The organism is Promicromonospora sp. NPDC090134 (genome assembly GCF_044746965.1).
In the GTDB taxonomy this organism is placed as follows: domain Bacteria; phylum Actinomycetota; class Actinomycetes; order Actinomycetales; family Cellulomonadaceae; genus Promicromonospora.
In genome coordinates, this window is the sequence record NZ_JBIVCZ010000018.1 from 1 (window position 1) to 25,170 (window position 25,170).

The following is a 25,170-nucleotide window of genomic DNA, read 5'->3' on the forward strand; positions in this document are numbered from 1 at the left end:
CCAGCCCCGTCGACTACGAGAAAAACACAACCACCACTACGCTCGCTACCGCGGCGTAAACCCACCCCGTGTCCACGAACCGGGGTCAAGGCCCCAGCGACGACCGGATCCTGCCGTGCCCGGCACATCACGCGGACCGCGCCACACTCGCGGCCTTCTGGTCCTGGCGCCGCGGCCACCGCGCGCGAATACTGGCAAGAGAGGTACCGATCAACAGGAGCACCGCCATGACTCACACGTGGAACATCACGGTCCACCTCTTCGACGCGGACGACATCATGCGTGACGGCACGATCACCACCGCCCGTGCCGTGCTTGCCACACAGAGCGGGACGCTTCTGGTGGGTCACGGACGCGCCCGGCCCAACCCGCAGGACCTGGCGGTCCCGGAGATCGGCGACGAGCTGGCCACCGCCCGCGCACTGCGCGACCTCGCCGACCAGCTCCTGCAGGCGACGTCGGACGACATCGCCGAGATCGAGCACCACCCGGTCCGCTTACCCGCATAGCGAACCGCGGCAACCAGTCGGCCTGGCCAGAAGCGGTAGTGGAGCACAACCTCGATGGCCTCGGCGAGGTGCACTTAGACCTCGTTTCAGAATGGTCGGTGTGTCCGCTATGTCTGACCTGCGGGTTTGGGGCAGGCTGCGTGCTCGTGATCGAGGATTTGGTCCCTGACCTGCTGTGGGAGCAAGTCGCTCCGTTGCTCCCCGCGCCGGCGCCGCGTCCGTACCGTCACCATGGGCGTCGGCGGGCCGATGACCGGGCGGCGCTGGCCGGGATCGTGTTCGTGCTGCGGCACGGGGTCGGCTGGCGGCAGGTCCCGCAGGACTCGCTGGGCGTCTCTGGCGTGACCTGTTGGCGCAGGCTGGCCGAGTGGACCGAGGCCGGGGTGTGGCCCCGGTTGCACGAGGCGGTCCTGGCCGAGATGCGCCGGGAAGACCTGCTGGGGCTGGAGGAGATGAGCATCGACGGGTCGCACGTGCGGGCCCTCAAAGGGGGGACCATGTCGGCCCCTCACCCGTCGACCGGGGACGACCCGGGTCCAAGCACCACCTGATCGTGGACACGAACGGCACCCCGTTGCAGGTGTCCCTGACCGGCGGGAACCGGCACGACGTGACCCAGCTGCTCCCGCTGGTCGACTCCTTGCCCGCGATCCGGGGCGTGGTCGGCAGGCCACGCCGCAAACCCCGGATCCTGTACGCCGACCGCGGCTACGACTACGACAAGTACCGCCGCGAACTACGCGACCGCGGCATCACGCCGAAGATCGCCCGCCGCGGAGTCGCCCACGGCTCCGGCCTGGGCACCAAGCGCTGGGTCGTCGAACGGAGCTTCTCCTGGCTCCACCAGTTCAAACGCCTCCGCACCCGCTACGAGGTCCGCGCCGACCTCCACCTCGGACTCATGCACCTGGCCTGCGCCATCATCTGCTGGCGCAAACTCCCAGGCCGGTCATTCTGAAACGAGGTCTTATGTGGCTACTACCTTCACCAGCACTGGCTCCGCGACTGCACTACTCCGCCCGGCTTGGCCTGTCCCTTGCTCGCCAGCCGATCTCAGGCTCGCCGGCATCGGGCTCTCCCCAGGATCAGGGCGTGCTTTTGGTCAGTGCTGTGGCCGCCAGCAGCGAGCTGAAGGACAGGTCCGCACGGGTCCCGCGCGTTCAGAGGCTGTCCGGCGCCACGGGGTCGGTCAGGAATTTGTCGATCGCCTCGGGGGTCGGGAACTCGGTAATGTCAGGCCCTGCGAACAGGTGCAGCAGCGAGTCGGCGATGTCCCGTACGGGGATGTTGGCCTGGTCGGCTGCCTCATACAGCCGCTCGGACGCTGTTTCCTCGCCGATGCCGTAGACCACCATGAGCACGCCCTTGGCCTGCTCGATGCCTGCCTGCCGCTGCGCCGCCGCGTGGATGGCTGCCGTGGCGTCGCGTGCCGCGGCCTCCTGCTGCGACTTGGTGACGTCGATGAAGTAGCCGAACAGCTCGGCCACCCGGCCCGTGCCCGGGTCGCGCCTGCCCTGCCCGGTGATGGCTACCGTGCGGGTCTTGCCGGCCGCGTCGATGATGCGGTGCACCGAGCTGAACGGCTGCCCGGTCTGCGCCGCGCGACGCAGGACGCCGTCGACGCGCCCCCGGTCCTCGGGATGCTGGTGGGCCAGCATCAGCGGCGTGGTCGGCACGACCTGGCCCGGCTCGAACCCGTGCATCGCGTACACCTGGTCCGACCACGCCCACCGACCTGTGGTCAGGTCCAGCCGGTACCGCCCCACGGGTGCCCGATCGCCTCGCACGAGCACCTCTTCGACCCGGTCTTCGCGCGTGCCGTCGTCTGTGCCGTCGTCCGTGCCGGCGCGCAGGCCATCGGCCTTGTCACGCCGTGCAGGCTCACGAGGTGTCGGCACAGGGCTCACGGTGTTCCTCCCGGGGTCGGTTCCGGTCGCGGTGCGAGTGCGCAGACTGACCGGTGCTCAAGACATTACTCAGAACCGATGCTCTGCCCGGCGGGTGGCCGACCCTGCGTGTCCGACCGGGCGTCCCCACGACGCCTAATGGTTTCAGGAGATGCTAAAGTCATGAGGTGGATACGCAGCCCCTGTACGCGATCAAGGCGGAGCTGTTCAAGGCCCTGGCGCATCCGGTCCGCATCCGGGTGCTGGAGCTGATCGCGGCCGATCCGGACCTGGCCGCACCGGTCTCTCGCCTGCTGGACGTGACGGGCGCTGAACCCTCTGCGCTGTCTCAGCACCTGGCGGTCCTCAAGCGCGCGGGGGTCGTGGACTCGTCCCGTTCGGGCAATGTTGTGGTGTACCGGCTGACCGAGCCTCTGGTCGCGGACCTGCTCGTCGTCGCGCGGGCGTTCTTGCTGCGACGTCTTGCTGGTCACGACGCCGACGACGGCCGGCTCGCCGTCGCGCAGCAACTGCCGGCACTGCCCGGAGCCAGCGCCCGGGCTGTCCTCGAAGCGGCCCTGGCCAAGTCGGATCCGATCGGGAAGGCGGCGAAGTGACGGTTCGTGAGGTGCTGGTCCGGCTGGACGTGCGTGACCTGCTGCCCCAGGCGGATGACTACGACCTGCGTCCCCGGTCGATGGGGGCTGATCTGCTGGCCGGGCTGACCGTGGGCGTGGTCGCGTTGCCGCTGGCCCTCGCGTTCGGCGTCAGCTCTGGTGTCGGCCCGGCCGCCGGGCTGGTCACCGCCGTGATCGCGGGCCTGGTCGCGGCGGTGTTCGGCGGCTCCCGGTTCCAGGTCTCCGGCCCGACCGGTGCGATGGCTGTCGTCCTGGCGCCGATCGTCGCCGCGTACGGGCTGCCGTCGGTCGCCCTGGTGACCCTGCTTGCCGGGCTGATCGTCCTGGCTGCTGGTCTGTTGCGGCTGGGGCGAGTGGTCACGTTCATCCCGTGGCCGGTCGTGGAGGGCTTCACGCTCGGGATCGCCGCGATCATTTTCCTGCAGCAGGTCCCGGCCGCTCTCGGGCAGGACGCGGCCGTCGGGGGTAACACCGTGGTGACCGCGGTGCGCGCGGTTGGCGACGCGGCCGGTGCCCTGGATGCCCTGGCCCTGGACGCGACCACTTTGTGGTCCCTGGCTGTCGTCGCACTGGTCGCCGCACTGATGCTCGTCCTGCCCCGCCTGCACGCCGCGATCCCCGCGTCCCTGGTCGCCGTCGTGCTCGCCACGGTGCTCGCCGAGGTCACCGGGGCTCCTGTCGCCCGGATCGGGTCCCTGCCCGATACCCTGCCCGTCCCGGTGCTGCCCGGCCTGAGCGTCACCGGGCTTGGCGACCTGGTGGGCGCGGCCGTCGCGATCGCGGCGCTGGCCGCCATCGAGTCCCTGCTGTCGGCCCGGGTGGCGGCGTCGATGGCGCCCGGCGGGTCCGTCTACCACCCGGACCGGGAACTGGTTGGGCAGGGTCTGGCCTCGGTGGCGTCCGGACTGTTCGGCGGGATGCCCGCGACCGGTGCGATCGCCCGCACCGCGGTCAACGTGCGCTCTGGGGCCCGGACGCGGCTGGCCGCTGTCATCCATGCGGTGGTCATCCTCGCCGTGATCTACCTCGCCACCGGCCCCGTGAGCCGTATCCCGCTGGCCGCGCTGGCGGGCGTGCTGATGGTCACCGCGTTCCGGATGATCGGTGCCAGCACGATCCGCGCTGTGCTGCGCTCGACCCGGTCCGACGCTGCCACGTTCGTCGTCACGGCCGTGATCACCGTCGGGTTCGACCTGATCGAGGCGGTGCAGATCGGGCTGGTCGTCGCGGCGTTCTTCGCGTTGCGGCGCGTGGCTCGTGCCTCGTCCGTGCATCGCGAGCCGCTGCCTGGTGTCGCGCACGAGGGCGACGAGCACATCGCGCTGTTCCGGCTGGACGGGCCCATGTTCTTCGGGGCGTCCGACCGGATCCTGACCGAGGTCACCGACACCTCGGTCAGGGAGAACGTCCTGGTCGTCATCCTGCGCCTGTCCCAGCTGGGCATGGTCGACGCCACCGGAGCACGCGCCCTGGCCGAGCTGGTCACGTCGCTCGAGCAGCGTGGCATCACGGTCCTGGTCAAGGGCGTCCAACCCCGGCACCGCAAGCTGATGACCACCGTCGGCGTGCTGGACATGCTGCGGCACGAGAGCCACCAGTTCCTCACCCTGGACGACGCCGTCACCCACGCCCGCTCGCATGTGCAACGCGCCGGACGGGGCACGGACGTCCCGCAGCTGGAAGGGCGGCCCTGATGCCACACCGCCCGCGACGGGGGAACGTCGTGCCCGACCTCGCCTTCGCCGCCCGGGAGTACCTCGCACGGCACGGCATCATCGCCCAAGAGATTGCCGATCACATGGGCCGGTCGATCGACTACGTCCTGGACCAGCTCACCGGCGAGATACCCCTCGGGGTCGACCTCGTCCTCGCACTGGCTGCCCTGACGGCCGACTCACCCGAGCGGGTCTCGGCAGAGCTCGCGAGCATCGCAGGAACCTTGGTCGACCCACCGCGATTCGACGGCCAGACCATGGCGCGCGCACTCGCGCAGGAGATCGGCGAACAGCGCACCGCCCGGAACATGACCCAGCAGCAGCTCGCTCACCTCGTCGGCGAGACGCCGGACACGATCGAGAAGTACGAGTCCGGGGGCCTCAGGGTCTCACTAGAGGCTCTGCGGCGGATCGCAGCTGCGCTGGACACGTACGCCACCCACGTCATGATCGCCGCCGAGCGCCGCGCCCGGCACAAGCCGAACTCAAGCTGAGGAAGCGGGCGCGGCGCCGAGCGTCCCGACAGATATGACGATGACATGAAGTCACCATTCGGTGACGGGTCGGCCCCGTGGAAAGGATCGCAGTGGTATTTGGCAGCGAAGAACGGCCGCGGTATGAGATCAAGGAGAACAGGACCGAGCGCCTCCCGGTCCTCGAACGCCTCGGCATCGAGTCGCTCCGCCACCCCAACGATCTCGCGACCGACCTCACGTCCGCGATCGTCCATGCCTGCTCGCACACCGCACGAACACTCACTCACCCGTGAGCACCGACCTCACCCCTGCGACGGACGGACCTGCGCCGATCCGGATCAGCCGGCGAACGCTGCTGCTCGGCCTCGGCGCGATCGGGGTGGCCGGCGCGGTCGGCGCAGGCGGATACTGGCTCACCGAAGGCCGGTCACATGAGTCAAGTCTGTCGTTCACGACACCCTTGCGGATCCCACCACTGCTGGAGTCGGAGATCGTCAACGGTGAACGGGTCTTCTCCCTCACCGCGCAGGCGGGCGACACGCAGCTCGTCCCTGGGGTCCGGTTCTCGACGATGGGGTTCAACGGGAACTACCTCGGTCCGACGATACGAGCTGCACGCGGTGAGCACGTGCGCGTCCACGTGACCAACAACCTCACCATGGCGACCACGGCCCACTGGCACGGCATGATCCTGCCCGCGAGCCAGGACGGTACACCGCACCAGAGCATCCAGCCGAAGTCCACGTGGACGGCGGCATGGCAGATCGATCAACCGGCAGCGACGCTCTGGTACCACCCGCACCCCCACGGACAGACCGAGCTCCAGGTCGGCCGAGGAATGGCCGGTCTCTTCCTGATCGACGACGACGTCACGACGAACCTGCCCTCCGACTACGGTGTCGATGACATCCCCCTGATCATCCAGGACGTCACCCTCCGAGGTGGCGGCACGCGGCCCGGCCCGCCCACCACTGCACCGATTGGCAGGATCGGCAACACCGTCATCGTCAACGGCACCCATCAGCCCCACCTCCGGGCACGCTCCGGCCTGGTGCGGTTCCGCGTTCTGAACGCGTCAGCGGCGCGCTGCTACAACCTCGAGCTGTCCACCAAGGCGCCACTGCGCCTCATCGGCACCGACGGCGGCCTTCTGCCCGCGCCACAGCCACTGACGAATCTGCTACTCTCCCCGGGCGAACGCGCCGAGATCCTCATCCAAGTCCCCAAGGATGCTGACTTCGTTCTTCGGTCCGTGCCCCATGACCTCGGGATGAGCCGCGGCGACAACCTCACCTCTGGCGCCGACGACACCCTGGACATCCTCCGCATCACGCGAACCAGCACGGGCATCGACGGGGTGCTCCCTGACACAATCCCTCTCACAGCGCATCCACGCGCCACGGGAGGCCTCGCGCAGCGGCATTTCGCGCTCGGCGACACGACCATCAACGACAAGACGATGGACATGGACCGCATCGACACTGTCGTCGTCGCGGGCAGCACCGAGAACTGGACGATCACCAACACCTCGACCCGCGCCCACAACTTCCATATCCACGGAACGCAATTCATCGTCGACACCATCAACGCGGAACCCGCGCCCTCGCCGAATCGCGGATGGAAAGACACCGTCCTGATAGCCCCTCAGACCACGGTCGAGCTGATCGTCCCGTTCAGCAGCTTCGCCGACCCGACGACGCCCTACATGTATCACTGCCACCTGCTGTGGCACGAAGACCAGGGCATGATGGCCCAGTACGTCCTCACCGACGAAGAACACCCACGGGCCTCTTGGCTGCCCGAACACGACGAGGCGCATCACTAAGACCGCCACCCCGACGGCGCCTGACCGGTTCCTCACCCTGGACGACGTCGTCGCGCACACCCGCTGCCGCGTGCAACGCGCCGTGCGAGGCACCGGCGTCCTCTCGAGCGTCGGCGACCCCGGGCGGCCTGCTCACCGGGGTAACTAGCTGGGGTAGCGCGGCGTTGCCTGCGGATTCCGTCCGAGTGCGATGACGCGGTCATGCCGGACGATCCGTGCCTGGAAGTCGCGGCTGTGGTAGTCGCCCTTGTCGGGCATAGCTGCGAGCAGGAGATACCAGTAGTCGTTGTCGGCCACCTCTTCGCGATCACCGACTTCAACAACACCCCAGTGCGCCACCGCCCAGGTCTCGGCATCAGACAGGGTGCCGGCGACATGCAGGAGGGTGGCGTGGCGGTCGTAGACGTACCAACGCAGGTCGGGCCCGTCCGTGCCCTGAGCCTCTGGTGGAGCAGTCATCTCGTGCCGCCTTCCTGATCGCTCCCACATGGCCGGTGGGTGATGATGTCCATGCTGGCACTGCTCGACAGGTCAGTCGCCACAAACTCCGTGCGAGGCAGACGTCCCGGGGCATCGGCCACGAGCTCGGCTCCAGCAGCAGGATCAGCGTGAAGCCGACAGTTCTGGCGCCTGCCCCCAGCACGGCAGCTGCGGTCGCAAGAGGCCTGGCGCAGGCCTGATGAGTGATCCCCACACCATCATCGCTCTCGCCGTGTCGAGTGGCGTGAGACGCCCATGTGGCTTCTTCCGAGTGGCTGGTCGTCTGAACGTGCGCATAGGCGTTCGGAGCGTCAGCGACCCGGGGGCCGGTTGCGCCGGTAGGGCTCGCGGTGCTGGTGCGCGCCGGGCGGCGCGTGGGTGTCCAGGAGCGTGCGGACCTCGGGCAGCTGCAGATGGTTCAGGACGCGACGACCAAGTGGGGTGGTGGTCAGCGGTTGGTAGCGGTGCCCGCGGATCAGGAGAGGGGCGCCGAGGTCGGCTTCGAGCCTGCGGATCTGTCGGTTGAGGTTCTGGTGGTGGTGCCCAAGGCTGGCGGCGGCGCGGCTGATGCTGTGGTGGGTGACGACTTCTTCGAAGCGGCGCAACCGTTGCCAGCCGGCACGGTTGCTCTCCACGGCGCGGCGGATCTCGGCGGGCAGGGTGGGGTAGAGCCGGTCGCTGTGGATGCCTCTGCGCAGGGGCGGGATGCCGAGCTCTTTGCGGAGCTTGCGGATGGTGTCGTGGTTGACTCCGAGCTCGGCTGCGATGTCGGTGTTGGTGCGGCGCAGTGTGCCGGCTTGTTCTCGGAGCCAGTTGGGGTCGATTCCGTCGCCGCGGACGGCGTCCTGGTTTTTGATCCGGTCTCCGACTCGTCGAACCGGCAGGCGGATGCCGGCACGCTTGGCGTACTGGCTGATCATGGTGCTGGAGAACCGGGTCTCGGCGGCGAGGGTCACGATGCTCTTGCCGGCCTCGGCGTGCTCGCGCTGGAAGAACTCGGCGGTGAGGACCTGCTCGGCGCGGACGCGGGTCGGGGTAGGACGACGTGGGGCTCGGACAGTGCGCTGCGGCAGGGGCCTGTGCAGCTGTCCGATCGCGTAGCGGACGTGGTGGGTGCTGACTCCGAGGAGAGCGGCGGCGGCGCGGAGACTGGTGATGCCGTCGGCAAGGAGCTGGCGAAGCGCCGCGGTGTCGATGTCGTCCGGCTCTCGGCCGGGAAGGGCGAGCCCGGTGGCGCAGCTCGTGGGTGGGCTCCACGTCACTGGTTCGTCGATGCCGGCGGCGGCGAGCAGCCCGGTCGCGTGGTCGTGCAGTGCGGTGCGCAGCGTGCTGGTCATCTGCAGCCCGAACGTCTGGTAGTTGGTGCGCTCGTCGTGTTTCGTGAGCCCGAGGGGGTGTCGAGGGTCTCCCAGGTCCGCGCCGGTGAGCAGCGTGAACAGGTGACGGCGGGCGTGCAGCAGCCGGGCGCCGTGGCCGGGCAGGGTCTGACCGGCGGCGCTGAGGGTCTGCCACTCGCTGTTGGTGAGGTCGACGGTGGCGAACACCGCTCGCCGGCGGCGGTAGTCGATCGGTGAGTGGTGGGCGTCGAGGTAGGCGGCGATGTTGCAGATAGCGGTCAGCACGTCAGGGTGGGATCGTGCCAGAGCGCTCAGGGAGTGGCCCATGCCCGTGCGCCATGGAGTGAGCTCGCCGGAGACGTGGATGTTCCGCGTCGGGTTGCCCGGGATGAGCAGGGCGCTGGTGATCGTGAGCGCGACGTCGGTGGAGCGGGTCGGACGGGTCGGCAGGAACCGGATGAGCCAGTCCGGCCAGAGACGTTGCGGCACGTGTCGGGCCCGGTCGGCGACGGTGCCCGGTTCCTGGTCGGGCGAGCGCGGAGCGCAGGTGCGGGTGCGGTAACGCAGCCGTTCGGTGACCGACAGATCCTCGTCGATCCCGTGGAGCACCGTGCTTTGCAGCGGCGGCGACAGGGTGGTCAGCCGTTTCACCGACAGGATCATGAGCCCGCCCGCCCTGGTCGCGGGCCTGTGCTCGTCTCGGTGCTTGCCGTGGACGTCTCGGATCAGCGGCGCCAGCCTCGTGCGGCGATCCTCATTGTCAGCTGCGTGGTCAGCTGCGTCCCGGTCGCTCTGGCCGGTTGTGCCGGCAGGTCCGGTGGTCGTGTCGAGGCTGATGATGTCGATTGCGTGGCAGGCCATCGCCGCGGCCACGAGACTGGCAGCGGGGTTGTGCAGTTTCTGGGCGTTGTTGTGCTGACGGTAGGAGCTGAGCGCGTCGCTGGTTGCCGGTCCGAGACGTTCCACCTCGGCCAGCGTGACGCGCTGCGGGAGCCAGGTCGCGACCGCTTCCAGGTCCCGCAGATCGGTGACCGCAGCCAGGTCCATGCGGTCCACGCTTATGCGGTCCACGCCTATGCGGTCCGTGCCCATGCGGTCCAGCCGCGTGTTGATCCAGGCCTGTGCCGCGAGCCGCGGGTCGTCGTCTGGCAGCAGTTCGGGCCATGGGGCGGCCAGTAGGTCGGCGTAGCAGGGGCGGGCGTGGCGGGTGGCGCCCAGCGTGCACCGCGTTGTGCCCGCCAGTCCGGACCGGTCCGAGACCCGGGAGTGCGGGGTGCGGCGGCAGGCGGGGCAGACCGTGACCAGCAGGCACCGGTGAGTCAGGCAGGCGAACGTGTGCGGGAGCTGCCAGCGCAGCGGCCACCACCCACCGTTCTCCTTGAGACATCTCGGGCAGTACCGGGAGCCGGGGATCGGCGTCCAGCCCAGGGGGTCGAACTGGTCCAGCACCGCCAAATCGAGCGTCCCGGCGACCAGGCCGGTCTGTGTCTCGATGCGGCGCAGCGTCCCGGCCGGGATGTCCTTGGTGAGGGCGTAGTTGCGCCAGATCCGTAGCCGGTCGTCCAGCCCGAGCAGGGGCGCCAGCCGCCGCAGCGGGACACCGTTGCGGTGTGCCAGGCGCAGCAACCAGGAGTCCAGCGCCTCACCTGGGGCGAGCCGGACCCGCAACGGCAGGGTCCGCGCCCATCCCGGCACCAGCGGCGTCACCTCACGCGGCATCAGTCACGCTGCTGGTTTGCGTGGTGTGGAGGTGAGGCGGCCGGCGGTGAACGCGGCCTCCAGCTGCGCCCTGACCGTTTCGGATGCTTCGTCGATCCGGATCGTGTCCAGCAGGTCATGGGTGAGCTCTTCGGCGCTTGTGCGGATGGCCTTGTAGCAGCCGCGGGTGATCAGCGTGATGAACGAGCCGATGTGGCCGCCGGTCCGTGCGAAGAGGTAGTCGCCCAGGTCGGTGAGCATCCCTGGGCGCGCGGCGCCGAGCACGAGCTGCCGTTCGGTGGACTTGAGCAGGCTGTGCCACTGGCGCCTGCCGGACTCGTCGGCCACGGTGAACGGCGGCAGCTCCAGCCGCGTCCACCGCCGGGCGGTCTGAGCCATGACCGCGCTGTCGCCGGTCAGCCCCTCGGCGAACAACCGGCGTTCGGACAGCCCGACGCCGGCGAACAAGAACGTGACCGGTAGCTCGTTGGCCAGCCACTTGAGGTGGTTGGCGACCTCGATCCCGTCGCGGCGGTGCGGGTCGATGAAGTGCAGGTCGTCGATCACCCCGATCCGGGTGTCGCAGGACAGCACGCAGTCCACCGCCCAGCTGGCCAGCTGGGCGGCGCTGGCTCGTTCGGTGCCGGGGTGCCCGTAGAACTCGCAGATCATCCGGTTCAGCGTGCGCAGCGTGGTCCGTGAGGTCAGCCCGACCCGGAACACGGGCAGTCGTTCGTGGCCCTCGTCGGTGACCGGGCCGTGCCGGCGCCGCTGGGCGCGGTCGACGTCCCGCGCGAATGTGTTCGCGATCGTGGTCTTGCCCAGGCCCGGCAGCGCGTCGATGACCGCTGCGCCGCGGACCCGGTCGGGGTCTTGCCGGTTGGTCGCCACGATCTGGTCCAGCTCGTCGTGGATCGCGGCCAGCTGCGGAGTTCTGATCGTGCCGAAGTTCGCGTGCCAGTCGGCCCGGGCGTCGTCGTATTCTTCCCGGGCATCCTGACTCAGCCGTCTGATCTGCTGTTTGCTCAACGGTTCGGGCCGTACTCGCGCGGGGGCGTCGGTCCACCGCCGCCAGCCTTCCTTGCGCGAGAGCGTGTAGAGGCCGTTCACGGGAGCACCTCGAACGCGTCCTCGTAGTAGTCCTCGTCCGCCGCCTCGTCCAGATCGTCGCCGTCGTCGTCCTCACCGACTACGACAGCGGCGTCGATCCGCTGAGCTCCTTGGCGGTCTACTGCGGGAGCGTCGCCGGATGGGCCACTGCCGGGCGCGTCGCTGCCGGTCGGGTCACCGGGAGGCGGGAGCGCGGCGTACTCGGCTGACAGGCGCACGGCGAGGTGGCGTTCTCGCCGGTCGGTGACCAGTCCACGGTTCCACCGCCCGAGCAGGCTCGCCAACGCTTCGGAGGGATCGAGCCGATCGGCGGTGGCCAGGCGACGGGCGTACGCGGCCGCGTCGGCGGAGAACGGGGCCTCCAGCAGCGGGCTGTGCTCCCAGTCCAGCCGATGCCAGGTGTCGTCGTGCGGGTCCTGGAACCAGGCGTGACGCACGTCGTCGGGGTTGACCCGGATCGGCCACTTGCCCGCCAGCGCACCGCCGTAAGGGCTGGCCGCGTTGCGGTATCCGTCCAGCGCGGGCCCGTTGTAGCGCAACCCGCCCACCTCCACCCCGTAGTGCTGGATGGTCCGGGCCGCCACCGGCAGGAAGTCCAACGCCAGATCGGGAGTCGCCGGGATCCGGAGCACTCCGGCGGTAGCGACACCGGCGGCGAACATCTCGGCCGGGGACAGCTTCACGTGCGGCCACTGCGCAACCGTCAGCCCGTCGTGCTTGGCCAGGTGGTAGACCCCGGCCACCCACTCCCGGATCACGTCCTCCAGCTCGTTCAGGAACAAGAACGTCTCGTCCTGGACCCGCTGCCCCCGCGAGTGCACATCGGGTCCTTTGTAGGCGGGTAGATGCTGGATCAGGCCCTCACGTACGGTGCGGAAGAACCGCTCGACCGTCGGTTTGTCGGTCGGCTTGTGCGGCTGCGCGGGTTGGATCGAGATGCCCAACCGGGTGCAGACCGCGATCACGTGCGTCGATAAGAACACTTTGCCGTGATCGACGACCAGGGTCTCCGGCGCGCAGACCGGACCGGTCAACGCTGGCCCGTCCTCGTCGAAGACCACGTAGGACGGGACCCCGTGGTAGGGCCAGGTCGCCTTTTTGGGCCACGACGGTGGCGCCGCCCGGCCCGCGACCGCCTCGTAGAGGACGCCGGCGACGTCGACCGCTTTCGTGGATACCGAGGTGACCCGCAGGCCCACGATGCACCGCGTGAACAGGTCTTGGGCGACTGTGAGCTGGGCTCGCACCCACCGGCACGTCACCGGCTCCATCGCGAACACGTCCAGGTCCTGGGTATCGAGCACCACATACTCACCTGGCCGGGTCGCCCGGAGCCTGCCGTAGACGCCGGTCGGGCGATCCGCGATCGACCGGCGACCCTTCGCGCTGCCCGCGACCGCGTTCGTGCCCTTGGCCAGCTCGCCCAGGCGTCGGTATGCGGTCGCCTGGGACGGCTCGGGGACTACGCCCTGGCCGTGCTCATCCAGCAGCCGGGCCGACACGCGGGCCAGCAACGCCGCCCGGCTCGGCGTCGAGCCGCCCACCATCTCGGCCATCACCGCCCGGACTGCGTCGTCCCAGCGCGGATCGACCCTGCTGCCCCGCCCGCGGATCAGGCGGGCATCGACCAGCCCGGCCTCGCCGTCGCGACGATACGCAGCCACCCACCGGTGGACCGTCCTGGACGTGACCGACAGCTCGGCGGCCATGGCCCCGATCCTCTCCTGCAGCGAGGACCCGTCACCGGCCAGCACCTGCCGAACATGCCGGGCGCGTTCGGAGACCTGTTCGCGCTGCGGCCTCGACAGTCCCGCGAGCGTCGTTCCCACGCTGACAGCTCCGACAGAATCGCTCGAGCGGCCGGTTGCGGCGACGCAGCCGGCCACCAGTCGGCCCAGAGTGACCGACGTGAACTGGCCCGTGCGCTCGTTACGGATCACCACCGTCGCGCCGTCGAGCTCCATCAGCTGCACCAGGTCGCCGTCGAACACGACTTGTGCACCGGCTCGCAGGTCGATCACGTTCCCGCTCTGCGCGCCCGTCATCCACGGGTCTCCGTCCGCCAGATCGGCGAGCCGGCCCCCAACGGCACCGCCAGGTCGGTGGTCAACGCCCCGGTCCACAGCAGATGCAACAGCAGCGGCCGAACCCGTCCCGAGACCTCTGCTGGCTCGGCCGCTCGCTCGATCCCGCCCAGCGTGGCCTGGTCGCCAAGCAGGCCCACGACCACCTCGCTGAGCCGATGATCGATGACATTCGGGCGCCGGTACCCAGCCAGGAACCGGACGTTCTCCAGCAGCACCGGGTCGGTCCCGGACCATCTCTCGAACGCCCAGCCGCGCACTGCGAGCGCTGCCGCCGTCCAGTCGAAGACCTCAACCACCTTCGGGTCCGACAACCGGTGCATTGGCTTCACATCGACCACCGTCACGCCACCATCAGCGTGCGACAGAAGAAGGTCGGGGACATGGCTTCGGTCCCGGCCCTCGATTCGTCCTCGCAGCAGGAACGGCTGTGCGACGATGCCGCGCACGCCTGGGTCGAAATCGGCCAGCAAGATCCGTGCCAGCTCCAGCCGGCTCTCGTAGGCGACCATCCCGCCCGTCGTTGACGACCAGTACCAGCCCGAGTAGAACGTGCGGCCCTTGTACCAGCGGAACTGCCGAACAGGTCCAGCCGCCACCAGCTCCGAGAGAGCAACCCGTCCCAGACTGGTTTCGACCCGCTCTCCAGTCGCCGCGCAGTACGTCAGCGGCAGCGAGTCAAACCGAACAGAGGCTGTCGGCACGCCTACGATCATCCTCAGCGGGTCCTGCCGGTGTCGGCCGCCACGCCGGAGATTCTCAACGAAATGTCGGAAATGACATCTACTCTGACAAATCATTGAGAAACTGACAGGTTGGATGAGAACCTACAACGACCGAGCCGTCCAGGGTGGTGGGGGAGTGGGCTGCCAGCCAGGGTTCGGGGTCGGTGGGGGCGGAGTCGAACCCGCCGGGGTGGATCTGCAGGTGTAGATGTGGCCCGGTGGACTGCCCGGTGGACCCGACCTGCGCGACCTGGGATCCGGCGGTCACGACGTCACCTTCGGAGACCACGGTGGAGGCGTCGCTCAGGTGGGAGTACGTGGAAGCGACCTGTCGCGGGCCGTCGGGGCCTGCGAGGGTGTGGTCGATGACGAGCAGGTTGCCCGCGCGCGGGTCCGGGCCCGCGTAGGCGACGACGCCGTCGGCCAGTGCGAGCACCGGGGTTCCGGCGGGGGCGGCGTAGTCCGTCCCGGCGTGCAGCGTCCGGACTCCGGTCACCGGGTGGGTCCGCATCCCGAACCCGGACATGCGTGTCCAGGTGTCGGCCGGCAGGGGGAACGCGATGCGCGACGACACGGCCGGGCCGTCGTCCCGCTTGGCGTCGGTCGCGCCAGGCGTGGTCGTCAGCTGCTCCAGGATCGCCTGGGCGACGGGCTCGTACTGTGCGTACCGGTCCGGGAACGCGGAGACCTCGACGGCCTGGGCGGCGGCGCCCTTGGGCAGGTGCTGCCAGTCGGGGATGTCGAGCAGCCCGCGCGGTGATCCGTGGTTCGGGCCGGTCGGTCCGCCGAAGAACGCCGCTGCCTGATAGCTCGGGTCCATGAGCTGGGCGACGGTTCCCCACCCGGCTGCCGGGCGCATCTGGAACAGGCCCAGGCTGTCGTGGTCCTGCCCGGTCCCGTCATGGGGGTAGGTCGTGGAGTCGGGGTACGCCCCGGGGTTGGCGAGCATCCGCAGATGCGACTCCGTCAACGCCGCCATCAGCGCGACCAGAACCCCGTCCCGCCCCACGCCCTCAGTCGTGGAGCCGGTGGCGATGATCGTCGCGGCATGCCCGAGCTGGACCCGGTCCAACTGCACGAGGGCACCGCCCGTGGTGGATGCGGTGAGCTCTGCGGGCAGTGACCCGACCGGGCCTACCGTGGTGCCGCCGGGCGTGCACCCGCTGGCGGTGGGGGCGAGCAGGGCGTAGGCGGTCAGTGCGGTGGGCGGCCCGAACAGGAACACCACCACGGCGACGATCGCGAGGGCACGCATCATGGGTGGTCCTCAGAGCAGGGCGGTGTCGGAGGTGGACAGCCGCAGCAGGTGGCACTGCTCGTAGGCCGGGGCGCAGATCATGAACACCGTGAACTGCACCTGCGAGCTGGCCGAGACTGCCGCGCCGTCCCAGGTCCCGGCCCGGTGCCGTAACCCGGTCACGGTGCGGGCCGTCGTCCCCTCGACGACCGCACCGTCAGGGGCCTGGGCGACACCGTCGCGCCACGCGGCCGGCTCGACGACGTCGGTGACTTCGAGCCACTGCCTGGTCTGGTACTGACCCAGGTGCGTCCATGCCTTCGGAGTCGGCAGGTAGGTCCGCAGATCCAGCAATAGGCCGGGGGTCTCCTCCCCGGTCGGGTCGGCGACGTTGAGGAGCTGCTCGGTCAGGTTGGGCAGGTTGGAGCTGGTGGTGTCCCAGGTGAACAGTGCCTCGGCCACGGACCGGGCGAACCTGTCGGGGTCGGTCGTCCCAGCGATCGGTGTGCCCGGGGTCGGGTCCGGTTCCGTGGGGGTACCGGTAGGGATACCGGTCTCGGTGGCTGTGGCGGAGGGAGCCGCTGGCGATGCGGCGTGGTCGTCATCCACAGGGCTCGGGGTCGCGAGCCGAAGCACGACAGCGATGAGAACCAGGGCGAGCACGACGATCAGGGCGCTGAGTGCACGGTGGTCCAGGACCCACGTCTTGAGGTCTCGTAGGTTGCGCATGGTCATGCCTCCGTGTGGTCGCGGCGGGCGGCTTGGGCTTGGTCGCGGGCGGCGCGTGCTGCGGCGGCGAACCGGGTGGTCTGGTCCAGGACGTTCTCGAACACCGCCCAGTCCTTCCCGTGGGTGCCGGGGCCGACGTCGGTGGGGTCGTAGTGCTCCCACCACCCGTCCAAGCCCTGCCACAGCAGCGCGAACGCCCGCAGCGAGTGCCGGCCCTTGCCACGGGTATCCCGGTCCGACTCGGGATCGTTCAGCCGCTGGATCGCGGCGGCGACGACCTCGTTGACTTCCTCCTGGCTGACCGGCTCCACCGCCTGGGCGGTGGGGTCGGTGGCGGCGAGCTCAGCCTTGACCTCGTCGTACAGCGGGAACACGGACGCTCCCTCGCGGATCTGTTCGAGGGCCTCGGTGGCCAGGGCCCGGACGCGCTCGGGGCGGGCGGGGTCCTGGGCGATGTCGGACAGGGTCGCGATGCGGTCCAGGCGGGAGTAGGACGCCTTCCCGGTGACCATGCGTGCCGCCTGTGCCCGAGTGCGTTCGCGCAGGTCACGCGGTGGTGCCAATTTGGCACCACCGTCGATGTCCGAATTAGCCCCCACCTCGGAAGCAGGCTGCGCGATGGCTTCCTGGGCGTCGTCGTCGGCACCGAATCGGGTGTTCGACTGGCGGCGCGCGGCGTCCTCCGCCAGGAGCTGCTTGATCTCCCGGTACAGCTGCGCAGCCTCCACGTCGTCCAGCGGCTTGCGCAGCTGTTCCTCGTCCCGCTCGGCCAGCACCTCCTGGAGGCGGTCGGAGATCCCGCTGCGTACCCACGGTCGTGTGGTCGTCCAGCCGAGGCGCTGGATCGCGACCAGACGCCGGTACCCGCACACCAGGACCAGGTCCGGGGTCACGGTGATCGGCTGCAGCAGCCCGAACTGGTCGATCGACGCCGCCAGGGCGTCGATGTCCCCGAGGTCGTGGCGGTGCCGTTCGCCGACGGTGATCGCGTCGACGGCGACGTCCAGGCGCAACACGCCTTCCGCGGTGTCCTGCTTCTGGGTGCTGGGTTCAGGCATCGCACACCACCCGCAGGGCGGGCCGCACCGTACCCTCGGGTACTGCGGCGCGGGCAGGGCTGGCGGCGACCAGCGCGCGCACGAAGCGCTCGTCGGTGAGCATCTTGGCGGTCCGTTGCCCGCGCATCAGCCGTTCCAGCAACCCGTCCCGGACCGCCAGTGCCGGGTGGTGGGGGTGGCCGAGGACGACGGCGCACAACGCGGTCCACCGCCGCAGCTCCAGATCGAACCGACCCAGCGCCGTCTTGTCCCGGCGTAGGTACTCGAACGCCCGAGTCCTGTCCCCGGTGATCGTCAGGCGCTCGGTGATGTAGTCCAGGCACGCTCGGGCATGGGTGACCTTCCAGCCGAAGCCCGCCAGGACCTTCGCGGCGAGGTCCAGTGCAGTGCGGGTCTCGATCGTCGCGACCCGTGACGGTTGCGATGCGACCACGGCCTCGGTGGCGTCGAGGTGATCCAGGAGCGCTGGGTCGACGGAGACGACTTCGCCGGTGATGGTCTCGATGGATCGGGCGCCGTCGAGCTCGTAGTCGCTGAACCGGGTCGCGTCGTGCTGGTCGGAGGTCAGCAGCCGGCGGGCACGGGACTGGTCGCACAGCAACCCGTTGGCTCGGTCCTCGGCCATCAGCGAGAGCTGCACCGCTCGGGTCACCACTCCCCAGGGGTCGTCGGCTTCGGCGGTGGCCGGCGCCCGGAGGACCTCGAACGCGGCGAACGCTGCGTCGTGCGGCGTCTGCCGGTACTTCTTGGCCATGCCGGCGTACTTGGCCATGCAGAACTCGATCAGCTCGGTGGCCTCCGGATCGGTCGACCAGGAGACCGGGCCGTCCATGTGCAGGCGCAGCAGGAGGATCCGCAGCCCCTCACCGGTCGTGAACAAGGGGCGGGCGCCCTGTGACGTACTGCATTCGGGCCTCGCGGGGAACGTCATCGTGGTGGTCATCAGATACCCGTCCTCTCGGTGCCGTGCTGTGGTTCGTTTCGTTCCTGTCGGCGGCTGCTGGGCGTGAGCGCCTGTTTGGCCGCCTTGACGGTGTTCTTCGCGGCTGCGGTCGGTCGGCGCAGTGCGCGACGCACGATGGCGGCGTGGAGGTCCACGCCACGGGCCAGGGCCTTCCTGCTGAGCAGTGAGGGAAGGTCTCCGGGACGGACCCAGGCGACCTCCCGTTCGCGTGGGGCGCGGGCAGGCGTCCGGGCAGCCTTGCGGCGGGCCTGGTCGTCGAAGGCGTGCGGATCGGTGCTCGGCGACTGGGCCGGATTCTTGGGCTGGACCGGTTGGGTACGCGGGCCTCGGCTGTGCTGCGAGTGCGGGGATTGCGGGTTCACAGGCTCACCACCTCAGAAGGCCGACGACCAGGGCCGCCGGGATCGGGACGGAACATTGGCGGGGCGCCCGCAGGCGATACGGGGCGCGGATCGGCGGTGTGGCCCCGCCTCTGTCCCGGTCGCGGCGCGGTTGTGGGCGCCAGCGCCGGCCGCCCGTTCTGCGCGGCGGCAGGGTCAACGAGACGCCGCAGCGCGCCCGCATGGACGGGGCCGGTGAAGGCGTTGCCAGGGCCGACCAGCTGGGAGCGCGCGACGACGCCGTCGGCGCGCAGGACCAGCGACGGCGGCAGCAGGATGTGGCCTCCGTCGCCGTGGAAGCTCAGCCCCGGCCGCGGCGCGTCCCACGACGGCTGGGCGGTCTGCGGTGAGTGGGGGAAGAGCAGGTGCAGCCCGCCGGCCGGGGTGCTGATCGCCAGGCCCGGCCGGGGCAACAGACCCGCCCGCATCGCGAGCCGCACCGCGCTGATACCCGACCGGGAACGGTCGGCGTAGATCTCGACGACATCGAGACCCGAAGCGGCGCCAGTCGGGATGGCGACGTTGGTGGCCGGGTACCGCGACCACCACGAGTCCACCCGGTCCAGATCAGACGACGCGGTGCCTGGCCCGCTGGGCAGCAAAGGACGAGTGCTGCCTTGGACGCAAGGGAAGACCGGCACGCCCGCGGCGGCGAGCAGCAGTGCCGCATCGGCGGTCCCCTTGGTGCTCGCGGCGCGGCCGACTGCCTCCAGCGGTGCCGGGTCGAGCTCGTGCGTGGTGTCCATGGCTCGACCCTGACGATCCAGCGCGCACTTTCCGCACACCTAACGTGCGCACACCACGGGTGCGCGCAGTGTTTGTGCAGGTCAGCAGCGCACACCAAGTCGTTTCAAACAAGGGGTTGACGCGGCTTGCCCGGCGCCTGAATGCCCGTCCCAGCCGGAACCACAGCCAGGTGCGCGCACAGCCTGCGGGAGGTGTGCGCCTAATCTGCGGCAGGTGCGCGCGCAGTCAGCGGCACGTGTGCACGGTCACTCCCCCACGATTCTGGACCAGCCCGGTGTGGTGCGGCGCGCACGCCGCTAGTGCCGCAGTGCGCGTCATCGCACGGGCGCCGAGCTGACGTGCCCCTCAATCCGGGGCGCGGCAGCAGGCCGGGACAGGCCGCTGACATCACGTTCTGCCGCAGCGTCCACAGCGCGCCAAGGGCTGAGTCCGCTCCTTGTCTCGGGTGTGATTCGGCTTCGGGGAGGCCGCCTGCTCAGGCTCCCTGGTCTTCTTTTGTCATGCCGCGGCGGGTGGTGATCTCGCGTGTGCGTTCCGGCGGGTCCGGTGGCGGCCATTCGTCGTCGCTGCGGTCGTAGATCTCGTCGGCCAGGCGTTTGCGGGCCAGCTCGGCGTGCCCGGTGACGTACTGGATGGTGATGTCGTCCAGCCGTGAGGTCTCATCATCCGGGTTGGCCTGCTTACCGACCTGTGCCGCCCAGCGGGCCAGGTCGATGTTCTCCTCGGCCATCGCGCGGGTGTGGACCAGGTGGGCGACGTCACCGATCGCCGCGGTCATCGTGTGGTCGATCCGGTCGCCCTCGAACAACCAGGTCCACCCTTTGGAGCGGGTCTGGCTGAAGGGGCGGCCCCGGACGATCTTGAGCGCGGTGACCAGATCGTCGATCCCGTCGGCGCCCCGGGCACGTGCCCGGGCCTGGAGACGTTGGAACAGGTCGATGTCGACCAGCAGCCCCTCCACCTGGTAGCCGGGTGTACCTGATGCGGCGAACGCCGCCGACTCGGTCGCGTCCGGGACATAGAGCCGGCCGGTGGCGGGGTCGGTGCCGAGCCAGGCCCGCACCCCGGTGACCAGCGAGCGGGCACGGCCCTTCACGATCCCGAAGTCCTCGGCCAGCTCCGCCGAAGTGACACCCCGAGGGTGGAGAGCGAGATACGCCAGCGTTTCTACGTGCAGGGCCTTGAGCCGGGCCGTGGGCTCGGTGATCCTCCCGTACGCGGTCGCGGTCACCGGCCCGAGGAGCATCAGCCGGGGACGCCGGTGCTGGTCCGGGTCGAACCACGCGGCAACATCCTGATCCAGGCTGGGGTCGGCGTCATGGATCTTCTTGTCCGGTGGCGGAGCCATGACCGGCGCCAGCGTTTCGACGTCTTGCGCCGTGGTGGCAGCGGCCTCGACGTAGTCGGCGGTCGGCGCGGGCAGCAGCGACCAGGGGCCTGCCGGTGCGTGCTGGTCGGCGGGTCGTGGCTGCACGGCTTCCAGGGGGCCAGCAGCCGGTGTATGGCTGGCCAGTACCGGCTCGGCCTCTGCCTGTCGGACCGGTGCAAGACGTACGGGCTCCAGTGCCGTGACCTTGGTCGGTACTTCTTCGGCGGCTCGGGTGACCTCGACGATGGCGACCGACGCGGCCAGCTCGTGCTCGGCCAGCCCCACCGCCGCCAGATCCCATCCCAGCGCCGGCACACGCAGCCGCCCCTCGCGGACGTCGACGACAAGCCCAGGTATGGCCGCCTCAGCGAGGACAGGTGACGGTTCAGCAGCCGCACCGAGCAGCACGACCGCAGCACCGGACCGGTCCTGGTCTGTGTCCAGGTTCGCGTTCAGGGTGTGCAGGGCGGACCGGGTGGTGGTCCCGATGCCTGGCGCAGCGATCAGGGCGTGCGACTCGTCCCGCTCGCGCCCAGCGCTGTCCCGCAGGGTGGTGATGGCGGTGTCGACCTCGCTGACGCAAGCGAGGGTGTCGTAGTCGTCGGTGTGGTCGTGGTGGTGGCGGAAGTCGGCCAGACCGGTCACGTCCCAGCTGGTGGCCAGGGTGTGCAGGGTGGTGTTCTCCGTCCACGGGTGCAGCAGCAGCTCGGCCGTGATGTACCGCCCGAAGGCGTCGACCGATTCGCGGTCGCCGGTGACGGTCACGGTGCGGGCCCGTTCGAGGTCCAGCAGCCACACGTGCCCGGCCTCGTCCATGCCGACGGTCACCAGCAGCGGGTACGGCGCCAGCACATCGTCCGTCAGGGTCTCCGCCGGTGCCTCCGACAGAGCGGCGGTCCACCGGGTGCCGGACCCGACCCACGGCAGCGGCAGGTTCGTCGGCTCGGCCAGGTGGACGACGGCGTCGGTCCCGGTGAGCTCGACCCCGACCAACGCGGGCACGTCCCCGCCAGGGCTGCCCTGGTGTGACGCGGCCAGGCCGCGCAGGAGACGGTCCAGGGCGTCGATGTCCCCGACCCACGCCTGCCCCGTGGTCGTGATGGTGCGTTCGACCGGCACCGTGCTGCTGGGGGCGGGGGTGATGCGGTGGCCGGGGCGTCGGTAGCGCCACTGGGTCGCGCGACGGCGACGGAGCACGACCAGAAGCCCGGCAGCGAGCATCACACCCCCGCCAGCGAGCCCCGGAACCAGCCACGCTGGACCCACGAGGTCGCTCTGGTCTGCTTCCGCAGTGTCGTCCTCTGTCTGGTCTGGTGGTGTTGGCGGCGCGCTGGCGGCTTGCCCCTCACTAGTGCCTGTTGGCGCGGGCGTGGACCGGGTGCCAGGCGGGTTCGTGGGGCCCGCCCAGGGGTTGGTGTGCGGGACTTGTTCGGTTGCGTCCGGGGACCGGGTGCCGCCGCGCACACCCTGGTGTGCGGCGGACCCGTCCGGAACTGGGATCGCGAGGCCGGGCCCGGTAGCGCTGCGATTCTGCTCGGAGCGGTCGCGGTCGGTGGCCGTGTCCACGTCCGGCTCGAGTTCCGAAGATGCGGGCTCATGCGTGCGATCCTGCTCGGCCTTTGCTGGCGGGGTGCTTGAGTCCTTGGCTGCCGTCTCCGTCTCGGCAGACCGCTCTGTCCCGGGCTTGGCCGGAGCAGGTGTGATGGTGGGGATGGTCAGGCGCCAGCCCGGCCTGATGAGGTCGGGGTCGGTCAGCCGGTCGCCGTCGGGCTGCACGGTCTGCTCGGAGGCCTCCACGATGTCGGTGTAGCGGCCAGCGTCACCCAGCTCGTCGAGCGCGATCTGGGTCAAGACGTCCCCGAGCCGCACGGTGTAGATCTCGTCGCGGGGCGCTTCGTTGGCAGCCGCCGGCTCTGCCGCAGCGATGGCTGTTCCAGCGTCGGATCCAGCACCGTGCTTGGCGTCGTTGTCTGGTGGTGGAGCGGGTAGGCGCAGGACGGTGCCGGGGATCAGGAAGTCGGGCCGGTCGGCCAGGACCTTCTGGTTGAGGTCTTTGATCTCGGTGAACCGCATGGGGTCGCCGAGCTGGTCGCGGGCGATGCTCCACAGGCTGTCGTCCTCGACCACCGTGTACGACACCGTCCGCGGGCGCGCCTGGCCCTGGCCCGATGAGTTCCGTTCGTGCTGGTCGGGCGTGGTGTGCGCAGAGGTGCGCGCAGGTGTGCGTGAGGCCTCGGCACCGACTGGGGTGGTGTGCGGGGCGGTGGTCTCAGTGTGTGAGGGGGCCGCGTCGGCCGGGGTCTGGGCAAGGGCCGGTGGGATGGACACGGCGAACAGTAGTGATGCGGTGGTCAGCAGACGTCGGGCCAGACCGCGGGGAAGGCCGAGCGGGCCCGGGACCGAGATCCGGCCGCTGAGCGCGACCGTCTCGAGGACGATGGTGAGCGTCAGGTAGGCCCAGGCCGCCCACGTCACGCAACCAAGCACGAGCACGACCAGGGTGGTGCTGCCGGCGCTGGTCAGGACCAGGCCGAGGTCGTCCCATCCGAACCCGGCGGGCAGGAGCCGGTGGCGGGCCAGCTCCAGCACGACCGGGACACCGATGACAAGCAGAAGCAGCCCGAGCGTTGCCGCGAGGCCGCGCAACCGGTCACCGGTCGTGGGCCGCACACCAGGGTGCGCGCGCTGTGGTGCGCGCCTGGAAGTGGGTGAGGTCGTCATGAGCGTCCTTCCTGCTCTGTCCCGGCAAGGGTGCGCACCAGGCGTGCGGTCGCGGACCCGGAGACCTGCCGGGGGCCGGCGATCGAGCCGATGATCGGTGACTGGTAGGTGTCCGCGACCGTCACGGTGAGCGTCGCGTCCGTGACCGTCGCCGACCCGGAGACTCCGGCGGCGGACAGGTAGGACTGCGCGGCGGCACGAGCGGCATAGGGGTCCACCGTCAAGGTCTGAGACCCGGGTGTCCCGCCCTGCGTGAGCGCGATTTGCTGGCCGCCGGTGCGCGCTGCCTGGGCGGCCAGGTCGTTGACGCGTTGCTGGGCGTGCAGGGTCCCGCCGAGCTCGACGACGAACGCCGCGCACACCAGCAAGGTCGCTACGCACACCACCAGGAACGGCAGCACAGACCCCGTCTCACGCTCGTTCTCGGCCCGCGGCGCGGTGGTGGCTGGCTGGTGCTGGATCACTGAGACCTCCAGGTATCGACCGGGGATGAGACGGAGGCCTGCATCGTCAACGGGCGCCCGATGGGGATGCCCAGACGGCGGGGGTCCAGGCGGCAGGTGACGGTGGCCGAGACCGTCGCTGGCTGGCCGGCCGGCGCCAGCAGGCCGGCCGTGTCGAGGGCGACGTCGGTCGAGGCGCAGCGCAGGTCCTGATTGGCCAGCGACATGGAGGCTGCCGCGGATGCGTCGGCCTGGGCGGTGGAGACGGTGCGGGCCAGCGAAGCGGTCCGGGCCGCGTCGGTGGCTGCGGCTTGGACGGACTGTTGTGCCAGCACGGACAGGGCACCGACGATGATCGCCCAGCCGATCAGCGCCACGGCCGGGATGGTGATGACGAGCTCGATCGCCACGACCCCGGCATCCCGTGACCGTCGACCTGGTGCGGTGAGCCGACGGCGGCGCGGTGAGTCTGGCCGCAATGGTGTGCGGGTGCCGGGGGCGGCACTTGGGGTGGGCAGTGTCATGGGGCACCTGACCCGGCAGGAGCGGTCAGGCGTTCGACGGGCATGGTCGCGGTCTGGGTGATGGTCAGGTCCCAGCCCGCGATCAGGGACTGGGTGCTGCCGGTCACGGTGACCGAAGCGGTGGTCTCGCTGCGCGTGACGGCCGCACGGGGAGCCAGGAGGAAGCCGCGTCCGGTCGTGCTGGCGAACTGGAGAGCGGCGGCCTGCCCGGTGCCGACGGTGCCGGTCTCGGCTGCTGCGCTGCGGGCGCCTTCGCTGGCGGCGGCGACGGCGACCTGGCGGCCGGCGAACCACAGCGTTGCCTGGATGCACGCGATGATCAGTAGCAGCACCAGGGGCAGCAGGATCGCGGTCTGGATGGCGGCCTGCCCCGCCTCACGGCGGCCCGCACACCAAGGTGCGCGCGCGTCAATCGCACGCATCGGGGCCCGGGTGCGCGCACCCCGGACCGGCGAGGACCGTTCGTCCGCGGTGTGCGCGGTCGTGAAGGGCATGCGGGTCCTTCCGGTGGTCGG

The 25,170-nt window shown here is 70.1% G+C and carries 22 protein-coding genes; 7 read left to right on the forward strand and 15 right to left on the reverse strand.

The annotated features are described in order from the left end of the window. The first annotated feature begins 227 nt into the window (after positions 1 to 227). Both ACIPN7_RS29130 and ACIPN7_RS29135 read left to right on the forward strand, forming a co-directional pair. Positions 228 to 509, forward strand: coding sequence for a DUF1876 domain-containing protein (locus ACIPN7_RS29130; RefSeq protein ID WP_400550596.1), 282 nt, complete (start codon positions 228 to 230; stop codon positions 507 to 509). 146 nt (positions 510 to 655) lie between these two features. Further along, positions 656 to 1,467, forward strand: a protein-coding gene (locus ACIPN7_RS29135; RefSeq protein WP_400550670.1) for an IS5 family transposase whose coding sequence is annotated in 2 segments (ribosomal slippage) — positions 656 to 995 and positions 995 to 1,467 — 813 coding nt in all. Because the reading frame shifts where the segments join, the coding sequence is not laid out codon by codon here. Positions 1,468 to 1,669: 202 nt separating this feature from the next. On the opposite strand, the gene ACIPN7_RS29140 is transcribed toward ACIPN7_RS29135, so the two are convergent. Beyond that, positions 1,670 to 2,407, reverse strand: a complete 738-nt coding sequence (locus tag ACIPN7_RS29140; protein ID WP_400550598.1) for a PAS and ANTAR domain-containing protein — start codon at positions 2,405 to 2,407, stop codon at positions 1,670 to 1,672. 176 nt (positions 2,408 to 2,583) lie between these two features. Here ACIPN7_RS29140 and ACIPN7_RS29145 point away from each other — a divergent pair, with 176 nt between their 5' ends. The 5 genes from ACIPN7_RS29145 to ACIPN7_RS29165 all read left to right on the forward strand — a co-directional run bounded on the left by ACIPN7_RS29145 (position 2,584) and on the right by ACIPN7_RS29165 (position 7,049). After that, complete coding sequence (locus ACIPN7_RS29145; RefSeq protein ID WP_400550600.1) at positions 2,584 to 3,012, forward strand: ArsR/SmtB family transcription factor; 429 nt, start codon at positions 2,584 to 2,586, stop codon at positions 3,010 to 3,012. An 80-nt stretch (positions 3,013 to 3,092) separates the two neighbouring features. Continuing rightward, complete coding sequence (locus ACIPN7_RS29150) at positions 3,093 to 4,727, forward strand: SulP family inorganic anion transporter (protein WP_400550672.1); 1,635 nt, start codon at positions 3,093 to 3,095, stop codon at positions 4,725 to 4,727. Positions 4,728 to 4,756: 29 nt separating this feature from the next. Beyond that, positions 4,757 to 5,242, forward strand: coding sequence for a helix-turn-helix domain-containing protein (locus tag ACIPN7_RS29155; protein ID WP_400550602.1), 486 nt, complete (start codon positions 4,757 to 4,759; stop codon positions 5,240 to 5,242). A gap of 77 nt (positions 5,243 to 5,319) precedes the next feature. Beyond that, on the forward strand, positions 5,320 to 5,517 hold the full coding sequence (locus tag ACIPN7_RS29160) for a hypothetical protein (RefSeq protein WP_400550604.1): 198 nt from the start codon (positions 5,320 to 5,322) through the stop codon (positions 5,515 to 5,517). Then, complete coding sequence (locus ACIPN7_RS29165) at positions 5,514 to 7,049, forward strand: multicopper oxidase family protein (RefSeq protein WP_400550606.1); 1,536 nt, start codon at positions 5,514 to 5,516, stop codon at positions 7,047 to 7,049. Before ACIPN7_RS29160 ends, ACIPN7_RS29165 begins: the two co-directional genes overlap by 4 nt. 144 nt (positions 7,050 to 7,193) lie before the next feature. Here ACIPN7_RS29165 and ACIPN7_RS29170 read toward each other — a convergent pair whose 3' ends face one another. From ACIPN7_RS29170 to ACIPN7_RS29235, 14 genes are all read right to left on the reverse strand, one after another. Continuing rightward, the gene (locus tag ACIPN7_RS29170) at positions 7,194 to 7,508 is read right to left on the reverse strand and encodes a hypothetical protein (RefSeq protein ID WP_400550608.1); all 315 of its coding nucleotides are present in this window, start codon (positions 7,506 to 7,508) and stop codon (positions 7,194 to 7,196) included. A gap of 332 nt (positions 7,509 to 7,840) precedes the next feature. Continuing rightward, positions 7,841 to 10,585, reverse strand: coding sequence for a TniQ family protein (locus ACIPN7_RS29175; RefSeq protein ID WP_400550609.1), 2,745 nt, complete (start codon positions 10,583 to 10,585; stop codon positions 7,841 to 7,843). A 3-nt stretch (positions 10,586 to 10,588) separates the two neighbouring features. Beyond that, positions 10,589 to 11,674: a TniB family NTP-binding protein gene (locus tag ACIPN7_RS29180; protein ID WP_400550611.1), complete on the reverse strand. Its 1,086-nt coding sequence runs from the start codon at positions 11,672 to 11,674 to the stop codon at positions 10,589 to 10,591. Then, positions 11,671 to 13,719 carry a Mu transposase C-terminal domain-containing protein gene (locus ACIPN7_RS29185; RefSeq protein WP_400550613.1) on the reverse strand — a complete coding sequence of 683 codons (2,049 nt, stop codon included), beginning with the start codon at positions 13,717 to 13,719 and terminating at the stop codon, positions 11,671 to 11,673. The genes ACIPN7_RS29180 and ACIPN7_RS29185 overlap by 4 nt, the downstream gene beginning before the upstream one ends. After that, positions 13,716 to 14,474 (reverse strand): TnsA-like heteromeric transposase endonuclease subunit, encoded by a 759-nt coding sequence (locus ACIPN7_RS29190; protein WP_400550615.1) that lies wholly within the window; start codon positions 14,472 to 14,474, stop codon positions 13,716 to 13,718. Before ACIPN7_RS29190 ends, ACIPN7_RS29185 begins: the two co-directional genes overlap by 4 nt. Positions 14,475 to 14,541: 67 nt before the next feature. Next, entirely contained in the window at positions 14,542 to 15,741 is a 1,200-nt protein-coding gene (locus ACIPN7_RS29195; RefSeq protein ID WP_400550617.1) for a M23 family metallopeptidase, read from the reverse strand. A 9-nt stretch (positions 15,742 to 15,750) separates the two neighbouring features. Further along, the gene (locus tag ACIPN7_RS29200) at positions 15,751 to 16,449 is read right to left on the reverse strand and encodes a hypothetical protein (protein WP_400550619.1); all 699 of its coding nucleotides are present in this window, start codon (positions 16,447 to 16,449) and stop codon (positions 15,751 to 15,753) included. A 2-nt stretch (positions 16,450 to 16,451) separates the two neighbouring features. Continuing rightward, entirely contained in the window at positions 16,452 to 17,507 is a 1,056-nt protein-coding gene (locus ACIPN7_RS29205) for a ParB N-terminal domain-containing protein (protein WP_400550621.1), read from the reverse strand. Next, positions 17,500 to 18,450: a hypothetical protein gene (locus ACIPN7_RS29210; RefSeq protein ID WP_400550623.1), complete on the reverse strand. Its 951-nt coding sequence runs from the start codon at positions 18,448 to 18,450 to the stop codon at positions 17,500 to 17,502. Before ACIPN7_RS29210 ends, ACIPN7_RS29205 begins: the two co-directional genes overlap by 8 nt. Positions 18,451 to 18,829: 379 nt before the next feature. Further along, positions 18,830 to 19,597, reverse strand: coding sequence for a bifunctional DNA primase/polymerase (locus ACIPN7_RS29215; protein WP_400550625.1), 768 nt, complete (start codon positions 19,595 to 19,597; stop codon positions 18,830 to 18,832). A gap of 476 nt (positions 19,598 to 20,073) precedes the next feature. Further along, positions 20,074 to 23,688 (reverse strand): LysM peptidoglycan-binding domain-containing protein, encoded by a 3,615-nt coding sequence (locus tag ACIPN7_RS29220; protein ID WP_400550627.1) that lies wholly within the window; start codon positions 23,686 to 23,688, stop codon positions 20,074 to 20,076. Next, positions 23,685 to 24,152: a pilus assembly protein TadG-related protein gene (locus ACIPN7_RS29225; protein WP_400550629.1), complete on the reverse strand. Its 468-nt coding sequence runs from the start codon at positions 24,150 to 24,152 to the stop codon at positions 23,685 to 23,687. The genes ACIPN7_RS29220 and ACIPN7_RS29225 overlap by 4 nt, the downstream gene beginning before the upstream one ends. Beyond that, positions 24,149 to 24,541 (reverse strand): TadE/TadG family type IV pilus assembly protein, encoded by a 393-nt coding sequence (locus ACIPN7_RS29230; RefSeq protein WP_400550631.1) that lies wholly within the window; start codon positions 24,539 to 24,541, stop codon positions 24,149 to 24,151. Before ACIPN7_RS29230 ends, ACIPN7_RS29225 begins: the two co-directional genes overlap by 4 nt. Positions 24,542 to 24,651: 110 nt before the next feature. After that, complete coding sequence (locus tag ACIPN7_RS29235; protein ID WP_400550633.1) at positions 24,652 to 25,149, reverse strand: TadE/TadG family type IV pilus assembly protein; 498 nt, start codon at positions 25,147 to 25,149, stop codon at positions 24,652 to 24,654. Positions 25,150 to 25,170: the final 21 nt, after the last annotated feature.

What these genes read in the sequence shown, in the direction of transcription:
- ACIPN7_RS29130 (WP_400550596.1), top strand. Translation starts at nt 228, where the DNA reads ATGACTCACACGTGGAACATCACGGTCCACCTCTTCGACGCGGACGAC.
- ACIPN7_RS29150 (WP_400550672.1), top strand. Translation starts at nt 3,093, where the DNA reads ATGGGGGCTGATCTGCTGGCCGGGCTGACCGTGGGCGTGGTCGCGTTG.
- ACIPN7_RS29170 (WP_400550608.1), bottom strand. Translation starts at nt 7,508, where the DNA reads ATGACTGCTCCACCAGAGGCTCAGGGCACGGACGGGCCCGACCTGCGT.
- ACIPN7_RS29175 (WP_400550609.1), bottom strand. Translation starts at nt 10,585, where the DNA reads ATGCCGCGTGAGGTGACGCCGCTGGTGCCGGGATGGGCGCGGACCCTG.
- ACIPN7_RS29185 (WP_400550613.1), bottom strand. Translation starts at nt 13,719, where the DNA reads ATGACGGGCGCGCAGAGCGGGAACGTGATCGACCTGCGAGCCGGTGCA.
- ACIPN7_RS29190 (WP_400550615.1), bottom strand. Translation starts at nt 14,474, where the DNA reads ATGATCGTAGGCGTGCCGACAGCCTCTGTTCGGTTTGACTCGCTGCCG.
- ACIPN7_RS29195 (WP_400550617.1), bottom strand. Translation starts at nt 15,741, where the DNA reads ATGATGCGTGCCCTCGCGATCGTCGCCGTGGTGGTGTTCCTGTTCGGG.
- ACIPN7_RS29200 (WP_400550619.1), bottom strand. Translation starts at nt 16,449, where the DNA reads ATGCGCAACCTACGAGACCTCAAGACGTGGGTCCTGGACCACCGTGCA.
- ACIPN7_RS29205 (WP_400550621.1), bottom strand. Translation starts at nt 17,507, where the DNA reads ATGCCTGAACCCAGCACCCAGAAGCAGGACACCGCGGAAGGCGTGTTG.
- ACIPN7_RS29210 (WP_400550623.1), bottom strand. Translation starts at nt 18,450, where the DNA reads ATGACCACCACGATGACGTTCCCCGCGAGGCCCGAATGCAGTACGTCA.
- ACIPN7_RS29215 (WP_400550625.1), bottom strand. Translation starts at nt 19,597, where the DNA reads ATGGACACCACGCACGAGCTCGACCCGGCACCGCTGGAGGCAGTCGGC.
- ACIPN7_RS29220 (WP_400550627.1), bottom strand. Translation starts at nt 23,688, where the DNA reads ATGACGACCTCACCCACTTCCAGGCGCGCACCACAGCGCGCGCACCCT.
- ACIPN7_RS29235 (WP_400550633.1), bottom strand. Translation starts at nt 25,149, where the DNA reads ATGCCCTTCACGACCGCGCACACCGCGGACGAACGGTCCTCGCCGGTC.